This is a genomic window from Rhodoferax lithotrophicus, from assembly GCF_019973615.1.
In the GTDB taxonomy this organism is placed as follows: Bacteria; Pseudomonadota; Gammaproteobacteria; order Burkholderiales; family Burkholderiaceae_C; genus Rhodoferax; species Rhodoferax lithotrophicus.
In genome coordinates this window covers 3,553,607-3,569,890 of record NZ_AP024238.1, presented here as the reverse complement: position 1 = coordinate 3,569,890, position 16,284 = coordinate 3,553,607, and the positions used below count along the sequence as shown (strand labels likewise).

The window sequence follows — 16,284 nt, the reverse complement described above, 5'->3', positions numbered from 1 at the left end:
TTAGCGGTCACCGACAGGTGTGACGTTGCGTGTCGCAGAACCTGCGAACAATTGGCGTGGACGGCCAATTTTGTATTCCGGGTCGCTGATCATTTCGTTCAGTTGAGCAATCCAGCCAACGGTACGTGCCAATGTAAAGACACCCGTGAATAAGTTGACTGGAATGCCAATGGCACGCTGCACGATGCCTGAGTAAAAGTCAACATTCGGGTAGAGCTTGCGCTGCACAAAATAGTCGTCTTCCAGCGCTATTTTTTCAACTTCTTTGGCCAGTTTGAACAGGGGATCATTTTCCAGACCCAATTCAGAGAGCACTTCGTTGCAGGTTTCTTGCATCAAGGTGGCGCGTGGGTCGTAGTTTTTGTAAACACGATGGCCAAAACCCATGAGCTTGACACCAGAATTTTTGTCTTTGACCTGTTCCATGAACTGGCCAACCTTGGCGATGCCGCCTTGGCGCTGAATGTCTTCCAGCATGTTCAAGCAGGCCTCGTTGGCCCCACCGTGGGCAGGACCCCACAAGCAAGCTACGCCTGCTGCAATAGCCGCAAACGGATTGGTGCCAGAAGAGCCGCACAGGCGTACCGTGGATGTCGAGGCGTTTTGCTCGTGATCAGCATGCAAGATGAAGATGCGATCCAAGGCACGCTCCAGAACTGGATTAACCTTGTATTCTTCACATGGAGTACCAAACATCATGCGCAAGAAATTACCCGCGTAGCTGAGATCATTTTGCGGATACATGTAAGGTTGACCCACGCCGTATTTGTAGGCCATGGCGACCAGTGTGGGCATTTTTGCAATCAAACGGATGGCTGCAATTTTGCGATGTTCTGGGTTGTTGATGTCCGTACTGTCATGGTAGAACGCAGACAACGCCCCTACTAAACCGGTTAACACGGCCATGGGGTGTGCGTCACGGCGGAAACCACGCAAGAAGAACTGCATTTGCTCATTCACCATAGTGTGGTTGATGACGAGCTTGTGAAAATCTTGGCGTTCTTGTTGTTTGGGCAATTCGCCATTCAGCAATAAGTAGCAGGTATCCAGATAGTCGCACTGCGTTGCCAATTGCTCAATGGGATAACCACGGTACAGCAGTTCACCCTTGTCGCCATCAATGTACGTGATCGACGATTGGCACGATGCGGTCGACAAAAAGCCTGGGTCATACGTGAACATACCTGTTTGACCGTAGAGCTTGCGAATGTCGATGACATCTGGCCCAACCGTGCCTTGATAGACAGGTAAATCAACGCTGGGACTGCCGTTACTGAACGACAGGGTGGCTTTATTTTCAGCTAGCTTCATTTTGACCTTTCAGGTGGTGCTTTCAACATACTTAAAACTTCACAGACTTCATCGACTACCAGATTTGCATCAACCTGGGGTAAGGTTTTACGCCCAAGATGCAGATCCAGCAGGTCGGAATCGCTTAGATCCATTAGAGCGTTTAGACCTTGCGCCTGCTTGACAGTGAGCGTGGATTCAAACCGGTTGAAGAATCGCTCGATAAAAAGATCGTTCTCCAACAAGCCCCGTCGGCAGCGCCATTTGAGCTTGCTTAACGCTCTTTCATCGATCAATGCTTCGCTTGCATCCATGCCGGGTGACTGCATATCAGTGCCATCAGATGGCGCGACGCACCATCAGTTCCTTGATCTTGCCGATAGCCTTGGTGGGATTTAAGCCTTTCGGGCAAACGTCTACGCAATTCATGATGGTGGTACAACGGAACAGGCGGTACGGGTCTTCCAAATTGTCCAGGCGCTCACTGGTTGCAGCATCACGGCTGTCTGCAATAAAGCGATACGCTTGTAGCAAACCTGCTGGGCCGACAAACTTGTCAGGATTCCACCAGAACACTGGGCAACTGGTGGAGCAGCTGGCACACAAAATACATTCGTACAGGCCATTGAGTTCTTCGCGCTCTTCTGGACTTTGCAGACGTTCTTTTTCCGGAGGACGAGTGTCATTCACCAGATAAGGTTTGATCGAATGGTACTGCTTGAAAAACAGCGTCATGTCCACGATCAAATCCCGAACAACCGGCAGGCCTGGCAGAGGCTTGAGCACGATGGTTTCCGGTAATGTCCGCATATTGACCAGACAGGCCAAACCATTCTTTCCATTGATATTCATTGCGTCGGAACCACAAATGCCTTCACGGCATGAGCGTCTGTACGAAATGGTTGGGTCAACCGCTTTGAGTTTGGTTAATACATCAAGCAACATGCGCTCAGTGCCATCAAGTTCAATCTCAATGGTCTGCATGTAGGGTTTGCTGTCGGTATCGGGGTTGTAGCGGTAAATTTGAATAATACGTTTAGCCATGATTTGCTTTCTGGGTCATAGGGGGACAACGCGCAAGGTTTTTACGGCAAATTATCAGAATGTGCGAACCTTGGGTGGAATAGATGCCACAGTTTGCGGCTTGAGGTTGACCGACTTGTAGCTCAGACTGTTGGTGGCGCTGTCCCACAAGGTGTGTTTGAGCCAGTTGGTATCGTCGCGGCCCAGTGGGCAGCTTGGGTCATCTGCCGGGCGGTCGTAGTCCAGCACACTATGCGCACCACGGCATTCATGGCGCGCAGCAGCTGAGACCATGGTTGCTTGGGCAACTTCAATCATGTTTTCAACTTCAAGCGCTTCAATGCGCGCGGTGTTGAACACATTGGATTTGTCGGCGAGGGTAATGTTGCCAACACGCTCTCTTAGTTTGCCAATTTTGACGACACCTTCGTCCATACTGGCTTGAGTGCGGAACACGCTGGCGTGCTGTTGCATGATGTCACGCATGTCGTTGGCCACGGTCTGCGCGTATTCACCTGTTTTCGCTGAATTCAGGCGATTGAGCCGTTCCAGGGAAATATCGGCTGCGTTTTCGGGCAAAGGTTTGTGCTCTTTGTTTTTATTGTTGAATTCAATGATGTGCAGGCCAGCCGCACGACCAAACACAACAATGTCGAGCAGGGAGTTGGTGCCCAGGCGGTTGGCACCGTGGACGCTTACGCAAGAGCACTCACCGACTGCGTACAGCCCATTGACAACTTTTTGTGCACCTGTGCCATCGGGAACAACCACCTGACCACTGATGCTGCTCGGAATCCCGCCCATCTGATAGTGGTTGGTTGGAATCACCGGGATAGGCTCTTTGGTGATGTCCACGTTGGCAAAGTTGTGACCAATTTCTTGCACACTGGGCAGCCGCAGAGCGATGGTGTCTGCGCCCAAGTGTGTCATGTCCAGGTTGATGTAATTCTTGTTGGGGCCGCATCCACGTCCTTCCTTGATTTCCTGATCCATGCAGCGCGACACGAAATCACGGGGTGCCAAATCCTTCATCGTGGGGGCATAGCGCTCCATGAAGCGCTCGCCATTGCTGTTGCGCAAAATGGCCCCTTCGCCACGGCAACCTTCAGTCAGAAGCACACCGGCCCCGTGCACGCCGGTGGGGTGAAATTGCCAGAATTCCATGTCTTGCAAGGGGATACCCGCGCGGGCTGCCATGCCAAGACCGTCACCTGTGTTGATGAACGCATTGGTGGAAGCTGCAAAAATACGTCCTGCGCCACCGGAGGCCATCATGACGCTTTTGGCTTGCAGGATGTGAACTTCACCGGTTTCCATTTCGAGGGCGGTAACACCCACCACATCGCCATCCACATCGCGAATCAGGTCGAGCGCCATCCATTCCACAAAGAAATTGGTTCGCGCCTTGACGTTTTGTTGATACAGCGTGTGAAGCATGGCATGACCCGTGCGGTCAGCAGCAGCACAAGCGCGTTGCACCGGTTTTTCACCGTAGTTGCTGGAGTGGCCTCCAAATGGACGTTGGTAAATGGTGCCGTCCGGGTTACGGTCAAACGGCATGCCGAAGTGTTCCAGCTCATACACCACCTTGGGGGCTTCGCGGCACATGAACTCAATGGCATCCTGATCACCCAGCCAGTCGGAACCTTTGATGGTGTCGTAAAAATGGTAGTGCCAGTTGTCTTCGGCCATGTTGCCCAGGCTGGCACCAATGCCACCCTGAGCGGCAACAGTATGTGATCGTGTTGGGAAAACTTTGGAAAGAACGGCCACGTTAAGGCCTGCGTTGGCCAATTGCAGCGACGCGCTCATACCCGCGCCGCCTGCGCCAATGATGACGACATCAAATTTGCGCGTGGTAAGTTTGGAGGTTGCAGTCATGATGAATTTTGTCTTGGTTGTTGGATGTCGAGCCACCTGATTTGTTTGTGATGGCCAGCTTTTAGACTTGAATAGACCGTTTTACAAACGCCACAAGGCCTGAATGGCTCCGCCAGCACATGCAGTGAGCCACACAATGGCAAACACGTGCATCACAAAGCGAATAGCATAGGGTTTTACATAGTCCATGAAGATGTTGCGCATGCCTACCCACACGTGATATAGCAACGAGGCGATTACGACGAAGGTCAGTGACTTCATCCATTGAGGAGAAAAAATACCGGCCCATAATTCATATCCAATAGGGCCTTTGCTCAAAATCAGCTGTCCCAGCACCAACACGGTGAAAAGTGCCATGATGACTGCTGTGACGCGCTGCGACAACCAGTCGCGCATGCCGTAATGTGCGCCAACAACTGTGCGATGTGAACCGTAATTTACAGACATGAGTTGCTCCTAAATTAGTAAAGACCAAACAGCTTGGCACCCAGTACCAGTGTCAGTGAAAGAGTAAGAATCAAAACGACAGCAGCGGTTTGACGGCCAAAGTCTTTGGAGACGTGTTCGTGGTGTGTGTCCATCCAGAGGTGGCGCAAGCCAGCGATAAAGTGGTGAAGACTTGCCCAAATCAAGCCGAGTACAACCAGTTTCCAGATGAAGCCAGGTAAACCCAACATGCCGACGTTGAAGGCGGCTTTGAATTTCAGAAATGAAATTTCGGAAGAAATTGAGTTGTCAAACATCCAGATGATGAATGGCATCAGGAAGAACATGATGGCTCCGCTCACCCGGTGCATACCGGAGGCCAGAGAGGCGAGGGGCCATCGGTAGCTCACTAGGCTGGGGAAGTCGATGTTGCGGAATTCGGGACGTTTTTTTGCTGTGCTAGCCGCTGAGTCAGACATACGTTGCTTTCTATGTTTTGAGTAACTGCTTGGTAACCAGTGAATGCTGATCACTTGTAAATTCTATTGCAATGCAACAAGAAAATCACCTGTGTGTCATCAAGCTCGGGTAATTTTGTCGGTCAAGATGTTGGGATCATCGGTTAATTTTTGTTAATTCTCTCGGAACTTATTGCAATCTGACAAGAAGGTTGGATTTCAATTATTTTTCATCCCAGGGTGTTGTGATAATGGTGTGTTTCGGTCCGGTAGCAGCCACGGCGAAGTTCCATTGGTTCGTCTCTGTAGGTGTATGCCACACGTTCGACGCTCAGCAACGGTGTACCTGGCTTTACTTTGAGTAGCAGTTCATGCACATCCGATGCCGGTATGGCGCGAATATTTTCTTCGGCACGGACCATGCGCACATTAAATTCTGTTTCAAAAAGTGCGTACATGGGGCCTTGGTAGTTGGCTAGCCTATCTGCAGTCAATCCTTTAAAGGGCGCTGCTGGCAACCAGATGTCTTCCAGAATAATAGGAGATCCACCAAAACTCAGCACACGCCGGGCTTGCAACACGGTATCTCCGGTGCGCAGTGCCAGTGCGCGGGCTACATCAGCCGTAGCTCGGCTTCGTCTGCATTCAATGATGTCTCGTTGAGCGGGGCCTTCGCTGCCACGTGTGCCACTGTCCGGGACAAGTTTGAGAAAACGAAATTGCACTTGCTGTTCTGCGTGGGTGGCTACAAATGTGCCTTTGCCTTGTCGACGTAAAAGTAGATTTTCAGAGGCCAGTTCATCAATCGCTTTACGTACGGTGCCTTGACTCACTTTGAAGCGAGCGGCAAGTTCCATTTCGCTAGGTATGGACTCACCGGGCTTCCATTCGCCAGCATGCAAACTGTTGAGAATAAATCCCTTGATTTGCTGGTACAAAGGGCTAAACGCAGCGGTGGTGTGGGAGCTTGCCTGTACGCTGGGTTCTGCCGTTGTCAAGTCATTGTCAGGAGACGTTTGCATGATGGTTTGCCTCGATTTTTAACGGTTGTCGTTTTTGCGAATCATATCTTATATAAGACATAAGACAAATTGACGAATCAGGATTTTCCAGAGTACACTTGAAAAGCTTGACAGGTGCAGCGCTGTGTTTTGTGCCTCTCAATCACTGAATTTTTCTTAACATTTTTGGAGATTCCACCATGAGCAAAAAGCCCGTTCGTGTTGCCGTTACCGGCGCTGCAGGTCAAATTGGTTACGCCATTCTGTTTCGTATTGCCTCGGGCGAGATGCTGGGTAAAGATCAACCTGTCGTTTTGAGCCTGCTTGAAGTTCCTGTTGAGAAAGCTCAGCAAGCGTTGCAAGGGGTGATCATGGAGTTGCAAGACTGTGCGTTCCCATTGGTCGTTGGTATCGAGGCTCACAGCGACCCGATGACTGCATTCAAGGATGTTGATTACGCCTTGCTGATCGGTTCGCGTCCTCGTGGCCCAGGCATGGAGCGTGCCGAGCTTCTCGCTGTGAATGCGGAAATTTTCACTGCGCAAGGTAAGGCTTTGAATGCTGTGGCCAGCCGCAATGTCAAGGTGTTGGTGGTGGGCAACCCGGCCAATACCAATGCTTACATTGCGATGAAGAGTGCTCCTGATCTGCCACGCAAGAACTTTACCGCCATGCTGCGCCTGGACCATAACCGTGCATTGAGTCAATTGGCGGACAAGACTGGCAAAGCTGTTGCTGACATTGAAAAAATGGCGGTGTGGGGCAATCACTCGCCGACGATGTACGCCGACTACCGCTTTGCAACCGTCAATGGCGAAAGCGTCAAAGACATGATCAATGATCACGACTGGAATGCCAATACCTTCTTGCCGACTGTGGGCAAGCGGGGTGCGGCCATCATTGCAGCCCGTGGCGTGTCATCGGCGGCCTCTGCTGCAAATGCCGCCATTGATCACATGCACGACTGGGCTTTGGGCACCAATGGCAAGTGGGTCACGATGGGTGTTCCGTCCAATGGTGAATACGGTATTCCCAAAGACACCATGTTTGGTTTCCCTGTGACCTGCGAGGGTGGTGAATACAAGCTGGTGGAAGGTTTAACTATTGACGCGTTCAGCCAAGAGTGCATTAATAAAACACTCAAAGAGTTGCAGGACGAACAAGCTGGCGTCGCTCACCTGCTGTAATTGTTGAGCAAAGAGCACGGTTCGATGACTCATCCGCGCGACATATTGCTGGGTGCTGCCATGGCGGCACCTTTGCCGGTATGTGATCATTATTGTGGTGTTGAAGCGCGGATGGAGAAAAGTCTGGTTATGCAGGCGGAACTGTCCGAGGAGTTTGGTGCCTGCGTATTTGATGTCACGCTTGATTGCGAAGACGGTGCGCCAGTTGGTGCGGAAAAAGACCATGCATTAATGGTCTTGGCGCTCTTAAATAAAGCGCAATTAGCTATTAAAAATGTAGCAAATGAAGGTCTTTCACGGGTGGCAGTTCGGGTGCATCCGGTGGAGCATCCGGCTTTCGAGCAAGATGTAGAAATTATTGTAGGTGGTGCTGCTCAAGCCTTGTGTCATGTCATGATTCCGAAGGTTGATTCGGTGGCTGATGTGGAGCGTGCTCTGCAATCGGTAGATCGTGCGGCCCAATACGCTCATCGAAAAGAGCCTTTGCCGATACATGTGCTGATTGAATCCCCTGCAGCTGTGCAAAATGTGGCTGCCATTGTGTCGCACCCAAGGGTGCAGTCGGCAAGTTTTGGGTTGATGGATTTTGTATCTGCTCATGGTGGATTGATACCTGCGAGTGCTATGGGTATTTCGGCCCAGAGTTTGCCAGGTGATTTGGATCAGTTCAGTCATCCACTGGTGGTGCGTGCCAAGCTTGAAGTGGCTGCTGCTTGTCATGCCTTTGGTAAAGTGGCATCCCATTGCGTGGTAACTGAATTCAAAAATACGGATGCTCTTGAAACAGCAGCGCGCAGGGCCAGTAGCGCTTTTGGGTTCGGGCGAATGTGGAGTATCCATCCTGATCAAATCAGGCCAATTTTGAAGGCTTTTGCCCCCAATGAGGTTGAAGTTGAACGTGCCAGCCGGATTGTTTGCTCAGCATTTAAGGCGGATTGGGCACCTATTTCTGTTGATGGTGTCTTGCACGACCGTGCAAGTTATCGGTTTTTTTGGCAAATCCTGGTGCGGGCGCATCAAACTGCCAAGCTGCACCATGAGGATCCTGCACAACAGTTCTTCCGTTCATGAACAAGTTAATTACCAGATTTGAAAGAGCTTTTATGAGCAAATCATGTTTGTCTTCGGTTGGTTTGGGAGTTGTGACGCGTTGGGTTGCGCTGTGCGCTTGCGCATTGGCATCGTCAGCGGTACTGGCTCAAGTGCCTCAGTCTGGTTCGGTGTCGAAACCAGTTAAAAAAGCTTCTCAAAGTCGTGCGGAATTGAAAACACAGGCCAATCAAATGGCAGCCGGTGCTCGTGCAGCTGAGGAGGCACTTTCTCCAGCCGAATTGTCCATTGCGGAGCGGGTTGAGGTTGGGCGTATTAGTTGTGAAATGGGGCAGTCTGTGACTATCGCCGTTGACCCAAAGCTGCCAGGCTATTTCGATATCAGTGTTAAAAAATTTCGTTTTCGAATGGTTCCTGTTGTTTCCAGTACAGGAGCTATTCGCCTTGAAGACAATATTGCTGGTGCAGTTTGGTTGCAACTGGCCAATAAATCCATGTTAATGAGTCAAAAGCTGGGTATACGCTTGGCTGATGCTTGTATGACACCAGCCCAGGCTACGTTTGCAGCTGCGATGGAAAAGTCACCGCCCCCCAGTTTGCTTGATAGTCCTTTGGCTGTGGACTTGTCGAGTTCAACTCAAGCGCAAGCAACCCACGTGTCAACTGTTCAGTAAACAGTTTTAGTAAGTTTTTATTTGCCGTTGTATTTTTTAGATTTAGAAGGAGTTCACTATGTTGCAGGCCTACCGTGCCCACGTTGCCGAGCGCGCTACGCTCGGAATCCCCGCTTTGCCGCTCAATGCCCAACAAACTGCTGAGTTGATTGAACTGCTGAAAAATCCACCCGCAGGCGAAGAAGCCTTTTTGCTCGACCTCATTACGCATCGTGTACCCGCAGGCGTGGATGATGCAGCCAAAGTGAAAGCCAGCTATTTGGCTGCTGTGGCACATGGCACTGAAAAATGCACACTGATCAGCCGTGAAAAAGCCACAGAATTGCTGGGCACCATGCTCGGTGGGTACAACCTGACACCGATGATCGACTTGCTGGACGATGAGGTCGTGGCTGGTGTGGCGGCAGAAGGTTTGAAAAAGACACTGTTGATGTTTGATCAGTTTCATGATGTCAAGGAAAAGGCCGACAAAGGCAACACGTTTGCCAAAGCTGTTTTGCAAAGCTGGGCGGATGCCGAGTGGTTCACCAGCCGCCCTGAAGTGGCACAAAGCATTACCTTGACCGTCCTCAAGGTGACCGGTGAAACCAATACCGACGATCTTTCGCCTGCACCTGATGCGTGGAGCCGCCCCGATATTCCATTACACGCCATGGCCATGCTGAAAAACGCGCGTGATGGTATTACCCCAGAGGAAGACGGCAAGCGTGGCCCAGTCAAGTTCATTGAGGATTTACGTGCCCGTGGCAATCTGGTGGCCTATGTGGGCGATGTGGTGGGCACGGGTTCCAGCCGTAAATCAGCGACCAACAGCGTGTTGTGGTTCACTGGGGAAGATATTCCGTTTGTTCCGAACAAGCGTTTTGGGGGTGTCTGCCTGGGTTCCAAAATTGCGCCCATTTTCTACAACACCATGGAAGATGCAGGTGCGCTGCCGATTGAGCTTGATGTCAGCCAGATGGGGATGGGCGACACCATTGAACTGCGTCCTTATGAAGGCAAGGCCCTCAAAGACGGCAAAGTTATTGCGGAGTTCACTGTCAAGAGCGAAGTGCTGTTTGATGAAGTGCGTGCTGGCGGCCGTATCCCGCTGATCATCGGACGGGGGTTGACCGCCAAAGCTCGTGAAGCACTGGGCTTGCCGGTGTCCACGTTGTTCCGTTTGCCACAAAACCCCAAGGCCACCGGCAAGGGCTTTACATTGGCACAAAAAATGGTCGGTCGCGCCTGTGGTTTGCCAGAAGGACAAGGCGTTGTGCCTGGTACCTATTGCGAGCCCAAAATGACCAGTGTTGGCTCTCAAGACACCACTGGCCCGATGACACGTGACGAATTGAAAGATTTGGCCTGTCTGGGCTTTAGTGCTGATCTGGTGATGCAGTCGTTCTGTCATACCGCTGCTTACCCCAAACCTGTTGATGTCAAAATGCACCATGAGTTGCCAGAATTCATGAGCAATCGTGGTGGTATTCCTCTGCGCCCTGGTGATGGCATCATCCATAGCTGGCTCAATCGCATGTTGTTGCCTGATACCGTCGGTACAGGGGGTGACAGCCACACTCGGTTCCCAATTGGTATCAGCTTCCCGGCTGGTTCTGGCCTAGTCGCGTTTGGTGCTGCTACCGGTGTGATGCCATTGGATATGCCTGAGAGTGTGTTGGTGCGTTTCAAAGGTGAAATGCAGCCAGGAATTACCCTGCGTGACCTGGTCAACGCCATTCCGCTTTACGCGATCAAGTCGGGTGAATTGACGGTGGCCAAGCAAGGTAAGAAAAACGTGTTCTCGGGCCGCATTCTTGAAATTGAAGGTCTGCCAGATCTCAAGGTAGAACAAGCGTTTGAATTGAGTGATGCGTCGGCTGAGCGTAGCGCTGCAGGTTGTACTGTGCACCTGAACAAAGAGCCAATCATTGAGTACCTCAATAGCAATATCGTGATGCTCAAGTGGATGATTGCCAATGGTTACTCAGACGTTCGCACCATCAATCGCCGTATCAAGGCCATGGAAGCCTGGCTGGCTGATCCTCAACTGCTGAAGGCTGATGCTGATGCTGAATATGCCAGCGTCATTGAAATTGATCTGGCTGACATCCATGAACCCATTTTGGCTTGCCCGAATGATCCAGATGATGTCAAAACATTGTCTGAAGTTGCCGGTGCCAAAATTGACGAAGTGTTCATTGGGTCTTGCATGACCAATATCGGACATTTCCGTGCCGCTTCTAAGTTGCTTGAAAACAAGCGCGACATTCCAGTCAAGCTTTGGATGGCACCTCCGACGAAGATGGATGCAAAACAGCTTAGCGAGGAAGGTCACTACGGTGTATTGGGCAGCGCTGGAGCACGTATGGAAATGCCTGGTTGCAGCTTGTGTATGGGCAACCAGGCGCAGGTCAAAGAAGGTGCCACCGTCTTGTCGACATCGACGCGCAATTTCCCCAATCGCCTTGGCAAAAACAGTTATGTGTATTTGGGAAGCGCCGAGTTGGCCGCTATTTGCTCCAAACTGGGTCGTATCCCGACTAAAGCTGAATACATGGCTGATATGGGCGTTCTCACGGCTGCCAGCAGCAAGATTTATCAATATCTGAACTTTGATAAGGTAAAGGACTACACCGACGCAGCGGCTTCTGTCAATTGAACTGAGGGCTAGTTCCTGATCTCGTGACGAGATCAGGAATTTTTAGATGCAAGAGCACGATGGTGAAAACTGTTGTGCTTTTGTGTTTTTGGACGTCTGACAAGACCTGACGGTTAAACTCATACCTAATCGGTTGGACACTCAGCCGAACTCATCCCACAAGGAGTTTTCTGTGTTTTTTGGCAAATTGCTACCGCGCGATACGAATTTTTTTGTTCTTTTTGATCAACACGCTGACCATATCGTTGCGGCTGCTCAGGCATTTTCTAAGCTGGTTGAAAATTACAACGATCTGGATTTGCGCGCAAAATACCATCGCCAAGTCAATGATGCAGAAGGTGCTGCTGATCGAGTGACCCATGAGGTTAACAAAGCGATTCACAAGACGTTCATTACTCCCATTGATCGTGAGCAGATTCATAGCTTGATCAATACCATGGACGACGTGGCTGATTTGATTCAGGATTCGGCCGAAACCATGGCTTTGTACGATGTACATCACATGACCGAAGAGATTACTCGTTTGACTGATTTGAGTGTCAAGTGTTGTGAACGGCTGCGCGATGCAGTCAAATTGCTGAACAAGATTGCTGAAGCATCAACTGCCGAAGCTGCCCTGAAAACCTGTGACGAAATTGATAAATTGGAAAGTGATGCAGATCGTGTGATGCGCACAGCTATGAGCAAGTTGTTCCGGGAAGAGCCAGATGTACGCGAGGTCATTAAGCTCAAAGCCATCTATGAGCTGTTGGAAACCATCACAGACCGTTGTGAAGATGTGGCAAATTTGATCGAGGGCATCATCCTCGAAAACTCTTGATTAGCAACAAGGTTTGATTCATGGAAACTGTACAAGCTGCGTTGTGGGTGGTGGTGGTTTTGGTGCTGATGGCTGTGGTGTTTGATTTCATGAATGGATTTCATGATGCCGCCAACTCTATCGCTACTGTGGTGTCTACCGGGGTGCTCAAGCCTGGTCAGGCGGTAGTTTTTGCAGCCTTTTTTAATGTTGTTGCCATTTTCATTTTTCATTTGAGTGTGGCGGCCACGGTGGGTAAAGGTATTGTGATGCCTGGTATCGTGGATACCCATGTGGTGTTTGGTGCCCTCGTTGGTGCCATCACCTGGAACTTTATTACTTGGTACTACGGTATCCCCAGTAGTTCATCACATGCATTGATCGGCGGCATTGCCGGTGCAGCCGTTGCCAAGGCTGGAGTGGCTGCATTGCTTGTCGCAGGAATCATGAAAACCGTGGTATTCATTTTTGTGTCGCCATTGCTTGGTTTTTTGTTAGGCTCGCTCATGATGGTGGTGGTGTCATGGGCTTTTCGTGGTTTTCGTCCTCTGAAGGTGGATAAGTGGTTTCGTCGTCTTCAATTGATTTCAGCTGGAGCCTACAGCTTGGGGCATGGTGGTAATGATGCGCAAAAAACCATTGGTCTCATTTGGATGCTTCTGATCGCCACAGGTTACGCCAACTCGGGCGACAGCTCGCCTCCCAATTGGGTCATTTTGATTTGTTATTCAGCGATTGGACTGGGTACGATGCTGGGTGGTTGGCGGATTGTGAAGACCATGGGGCAGCGCATCACCAAACTTAAGCCAGTAGGAGGTTTTTGTGCCGAAACGGGTGGGGCATTGACGTTGTTCATGGCCACAGCTTTGGGTATTCCCGTTTCCACCACGCATACCATTACGGGTGCAATTGTGGGAGTGGGTGCTACGCGCCGTGCCAGTGCAGTGCGTTGGGGCGTTGCTGGCAACATCATTTGGGCTTGGGTGCTGACCATTCCTGCCAGCGCCTTTGTCGCTGCAGTGGCCTATTGGGTCAGCTTGCAGATTTTGTGAGGTTTGCTCATTTGGATGAGCGTTTGAGATCAATCTGGGCGTGTTCTATCGCCTTGTCCGATGGATTTTTCCATCATCACCACATCCAGCCAGCGCTCAAACTTCCAGCCGCACGATTGAAGTGTGCCAACATGCTTAAAACCCGTGCTTTGGTGGACTCTAATCGAACCTAGGTTGTTCGAGTCGCCAATCACAGCGATGAGTTTTCGCACTCCGGAGAGTTCGGCTTGATAGATGAGCTCGGCCAAAAGAATTCGTCCCAACCCTTTGCCGATAGATTCTGGAGCCAGGTAAATCGAATCCTCTGCACAATAGCGGTACGCTGGCCTGGGTTTAAACCAGTTGCAGTACGCATATCCCAAAATACGCTCGCCTTCGACGACCACAATGTAAGGCAGATGTCTGCTCAAAACATCTGCACGTCGTTGTGCCATGTCATCTTCAGTGGGTGGATCTATTTCAAATGTACCTGTCCCATGGCGGACATGGTTAGCGTAAATTTGGGTAATTTGTGGAATGTCAGTGACTTGGCTTGGTCGGATGATGGGCATGGTGTCTGAAGTTGATATAATGATCGGCTGTCTGTCGTGTCGCATAGCCGGGTGGCTATGTCGCGTGTCTCAAACGCCAGATTTTGTGCCAATTTCGTGGAAATTTTCCACTCCCCAAAGGATAAATCATGGTCGTCATTCGACTCGCCCGTGGCGGTGCTAAAGCACGCCCGTTTTTTAATATTGTTGTTGCAGACAAGCGGACTCGCCGTGATGGTCGCTTCATTGAACGCATTGGTTTTTACAACCCCATTGCAACGGCAAACGAAGAAAGCATTCGTATTGCACAGGATCGCTTGACTTACTGGCGCAGTGTGGGTGCTCAAGCTTCTCCTACGGTGGAGCGCTTGGTGAATCAGTTGGCCAAAAAAGCGGCCTGATTTTTAGTGATGCTGCCCGGCCTTGAGGCTGCCGAACTTCCGGCAGATGCAATTGAAGTTGGGCGCGTCTTTGATGCCTGGGGCATCAAAGGGTGGTTCAAGGTACTGCCCTATAGCGCCGATCCTGAGGCGCTTTTTTCATGCAAACGCTGGTATCTATTGCCCTCAGAAAAAGGTGTGAAAGCCTTTGAGGGTGTGTGTTCTTTGCATGTCAAAGAAGTCAAACTCCACTCAGGTACCGTTGTTGCATGTGCCCAGGATGTGGTTGATCGCTCTGTGGCGGACTCCCTGCGCGGTGCGCGTATTTTTATTCCAAAATCAAGTTTTCCTGCAGCTCAGGAAGATGAGTATTACTGGGTTGATCTTATTGGTCTCGAGGTGATCAATCGGGAGGGGCAAAGTTTGGGCTGTGTGAGTGAGCTTTTGTCCACTGGGCCACAAACAGTGTTGGTCATAGAAGATACAAAAAACTTAAAGTCTGAGTCCCGGATGATTCCTTTTGTTGCGCAATACATTGATGATGTGAATTTGCCTGAGCGGCGAATTTTGGTGGACTGGCAACTCGATTACTGAAGGCGGTGCCATGCGGTTTGATGTGGTCACGCTGTTTCCGGAGTTGTTTGTGCCATTTTTGGCCACCGGCATCACACGACGAGCTTATTCGTCGGGTTTGGTGGATGTGCATTTTTTTAATCCACGAGAGCATGCGCAGGGTAATTACCGCCGGGTAGATGATCGACCTTTTGGTGGTGGACCGGGTATGGTCATGATGGCCGAGCCGCTGAAAAAATGTCTGTTAGCCATTCAAGCTGAGCGCCAAGCAGAAGTGCCTGTGGTACTTTTTTCTCCTTTGGGGCGCAAGATGGATCACGCCCAAGTCACCCACTGGGCGGCTAGTCAAGGGGCGGTGCTGATTTGTGGGCGTTACGAAGGCATTGATCAGCGGTTTGTAGATGCACATGTCACCGAGCAAATCAGCCTGGGCGATTTTGTGCTCTCGGGTGGGGAAATTGCAGCAATGGCTTTGCTGGATGCGGTGGCTCGTCTGCAGCCAGGCGTCCTTGGTGATGCCGAAAGCCATGCGCAAGATAGTTTTAATCCGGGGTTGGATGGACTTTTGGATTGCCCCCATTTCACGCGTCCAGAGATATGGAATGAGCAAGCTGTACCCGAAGTCTTGCTCAGTGGGCACCACATCCATATTGAGCAATGGCGGCGCAGCCAGCGATTGATGCTCACCCAGCGATTACGTCCAGAATTGATTGACCAGGCGCGCCGTGCCGGACATTTATCAAAATCAGATGAGGTTACATTGTCACGCTATAATGCTGGGCTTACCGATCCTCTGTAAGACCGCTGTGATGTTTGTATCTCAGCATGTGTCATGGTGACACTGGTGCTTGCATGATCATTGAAAGACCCTATGAATCTGATTCAAATCCTTGAGCAAGAAGAAATTGCTCGTCTGAATAAAACCATTCCTGACTTTGGCCCTGGCGACACCGTGGTGGTGAGCTTGAATGTGGTTGAAGGTACACGCAAGCGTTTGCAAGCTTACGAAGGCGTGGTGATTGCCAAGCGTAATCGTGGCCTGAACAGCGGTTTTACCGTTCGCAAAATCTCCAGCGGTGAAGGTGTTGAGCGTACATTCCAAACTTACAGCCCTTTGATTGCCAGCATTGAAGTCAAACGTCGTGGTGATGTGCGTCGTGCCAAGCTTTACTACTTGCGCGACCGCAGCGGTAAGTCGGCACGTATCAAAGAAAAACTGCCTGCACGCAAAGTGGCTGCTACCACAGCTGCTTGATTGGCACAAAGCCTCTCCCAAAAACCGCCGCGCTGAACGTGTGGCGGTTTTTTTTTGTCAGGCT

18 protein-coding genes are annotated in these 16,284 nt (G+C 50.7%); 10 read left to right on the top strand and 8 right to left on the bottom strand.

Annotated elements, in window-relative coordinates; genetic code table 11:
* The 7 genes from LDN84_RS16455 to LDN84_RS16425 form a co-directional block, all read right to left on the bottom strand.
* Positions 1 to 1,311, bottom strand: coding sequence for a citrate synthase (locus tag LDN84_RS16455; protein WP_223904515.1), 1,311 nt, complete (start codon positions 1,309 to 1,311; stop codon positions 1 to 3).
* Entirely contained in the window at positions 1,308 to 1,619 is a 312-nt protein-coding gene (locus LDN84_RS16450; protein WP_435405893.1) for an FAD assembly factor SdhE, read from the bottom strand. Before LDN84_RS16450 ends, LDN84_RS16455 begins: the two co-directional genes overlap by 4 nt.
* A gap of 10 nt (positions 1,620 to 1,629) precedes the next feature.
* Positions 1,630 to 2,334, bottom strand: coding sequence for a succinate dehydrogenase iron-sulfur subunit (locus LDN84_RS16445; protein ID WP_223904514.1), 705 nt, complete (start codon positions 2,332 to 2,334; stop codon positions 1,630 to 1,632).
* 54 nt (positions 2,335 to 2,388) lie between these two features.
* Positions 2,389 to 4,194, bottom strand: coding sequence for a succinate dehydrogenase flavoprotein subunit (gene sdhA, locus LDN84_RS16440; RefSeq protein ID WP_223904513.1), 1,806 nt, complete (start codon positions 4,192 to 4,194; stop codon positions 2,389 to 2,391).
* Between the two features lie 81 nt (positions 4,195 to 4,275).
* Positions 4,276 to 4,641 (bottom strand): succinate dehydrogenase, hydrophobic membrane anchor protein, encoded by a 366-nt coding sequence (gene sdhD, locus LDN84_RS16435; protein ID WP_223904512.1) that lies wholly within the window; start codon positions 4,639 to 4,641, stop codon positions 4,276 to 4,278.
* 14 nt (positions 4,642 to 4,655) lie between these two features.
* Entirely contained in the window at positions 4,656 to 5,099 is a 444-nt protein-coding gene (sdhC, locus tag LDN84_RS16430; protein ID WP_223904511.1) for a succinate dehydrogenase, cytochrome b556 subunit, read from the bottom strand.
* Positions 5,100 to 5,308: 209 nt separating this feature from the next.
* Positions 5,309 to 6,100 (bottom strand): GntR family transcriptional regulator, encoded by a 792-nt coding sequence (locus LDN84_RS16425; RefSeq protein WP_223904510.1) that lies wholly within the window; start codon positions 6,098 to 6,100, stop codon positions 5,309 to 5,311.
* Positions 6,101 to 6,279: 179 nt separating this feature from the next.
* Here LDN84_RS16425 and LDN84_RS16420 point away from each other — a divergent pair, with 179 nt between their 5' ends.
* From LDN84_RS16420 to LDN84_RS16395, 6 genes are all read left to right on the top strand, one after another.
* Positions 6,280 to 7,266, top strand: a complete 987-nt coding sequence (locus tag LDN84_RS16420) for a malate dehydrogenase (RefSeq protein WP_223904509.1) — start codon at positions 6,280 to 6,282, stop codon at positions 7,264 to 7,266.
* Between the two features lie 24 nt (positions 7,267 to 7,290).
* Positions 7,291 to 8,337, top strand: coding sequence for an HpcH/HpaI aldolase/citrate lyase family protein (locus tag LDN84_RS16415; protein ID WP_223904508.1), 1,047 nt, complete (start codon positions 7,291 to 7,293; stop codon positions 8,335 to 8,337).
* A complete protein-coding gene (locus tag LDN84_RS16410; protein ID WP_223904507.1) occupies positions 8,334 to 8,990 on the top strand; it encodes a hypothetical protein in 657 nt (218 codons plus the stop codon). Before LDN84_RS16415 ends, LDN84_RS16410 begins: the two co-directional genes overlap by 4 nt.
* Positions 8,991 to 9,048: 58 nt before the next feature.
* Complete coding sequence (gene acnB / locus LDN84_RS16405; protein WP_223904506.1) at positions 9,049 to 11,631, top strand: bifunctional aconitate hydratase 2/2-methylisocitrate dehydratase; 2,583 nt, start codon at positions 9,049 to 9,051, stop codon at positions 11,629 to 11,631.
* 172 nt (positions 11,632 to 11,803) lie between these two features.
* Positions 11,804 to 12,451: a DUF47 domain-containing protein gene (locus LDN84_RS16400; protein WP_223904505.1), complete on the top strand. Its 648-nt coding sequence runs from the start codon at positions 11,804 to 11,806 to the stop codon at positions 12,449 to 12,451.
* Positions 12,452 to 12,471: 20 nt separating this feature from the next.
* Positions 12,472 to 13,482: an inorganic phosphate transporter gene (locus tag LDN84_RS16395; protein ID WP_223904504.1), complete on the top strand. Its 1,011-nt coding sequence runs from the start codon at positions 12,472 to 12,474 to the stop codon at positions 13,480 to 13,482.
* 29 nt (positions 13,483 to 13,511) lie between these two features.
* On the opposite strand, the gene LDN84_RS16390 is transcribed toward LDN84_RS16395, so the two are convergent.
* Entirely contained in the window at positions 13,512 to 14,033 is a 522-nt protein-coding gene (locus LDN84_RS16390) for a GNAT family N-acetyltransferase (protein ID WP_223904503.1), read from the bottom strand.
* A 128-nt stretch (positions 14,034 to 14,161) separates the two neighbouring features.
* On the opposite strand from LDN84_RS16390, the gene rpsP reads away from it, so the two are divergent.
* The 4 genes from rpsP (at position 14,162) to rplS (ending at position 16,220) form a co-directional block, all read left to right on the top strand.
* On the top strand, positions 14,162 to 14,413 hold the full coding sequence (gene rpsP / locus LDN84_RS16385) for a 30S ribosomal protein S16 (RefSeq protein ID WP_223904502.1): 252 nt from the start codon (positions 14,162 to 14,164) through the stop codon (positions 14,411 to 14,413).
* A 9-nt stretch (positions 14,414 to 14,422) separates the two neighbouring features.
* Positions 14,423 to 14,986: a ribosome maturation factor RimM gene (gene rimM / locus LDN84_RS16380; RefSeq protein WP_223904501.1), complete on the top strand. Its 564-nt coding sequence runs from the start codon at positions 14,423 to 14,425 to the stop codon at positions 14,984 to 14,986.
* A 10-nt stretch (positions 14,987 to 14,996) separates the two neighbouring features.
* Entirely contained in the window at positions 14,997 to 15,764 is a 768-nt protein-coding gene (gene trmD, locus LDN84_RS16375; protein WP_223904500.1) for a tRNA (guanosine(37)-N1)-methyltransferase TrmD, read from the top strand.
* Positions 15,765 to 15,836: 72 nt separating this feature from the next.
* Positions 15,837 to 16,220, top strand: a complete 384-nt coding sequence (gene rplS, locus LDN84_RS16370) for a 50S ribosomal protein L19 (RefSeq protein WP_223904499.1) — start codon at positions 15,837 to 15,839, stop codon at positions 16,218 to 16,220.
* The last annotated feature ends 64 nt before the right edge of the window (positions 16,221 to 16,284 follow it).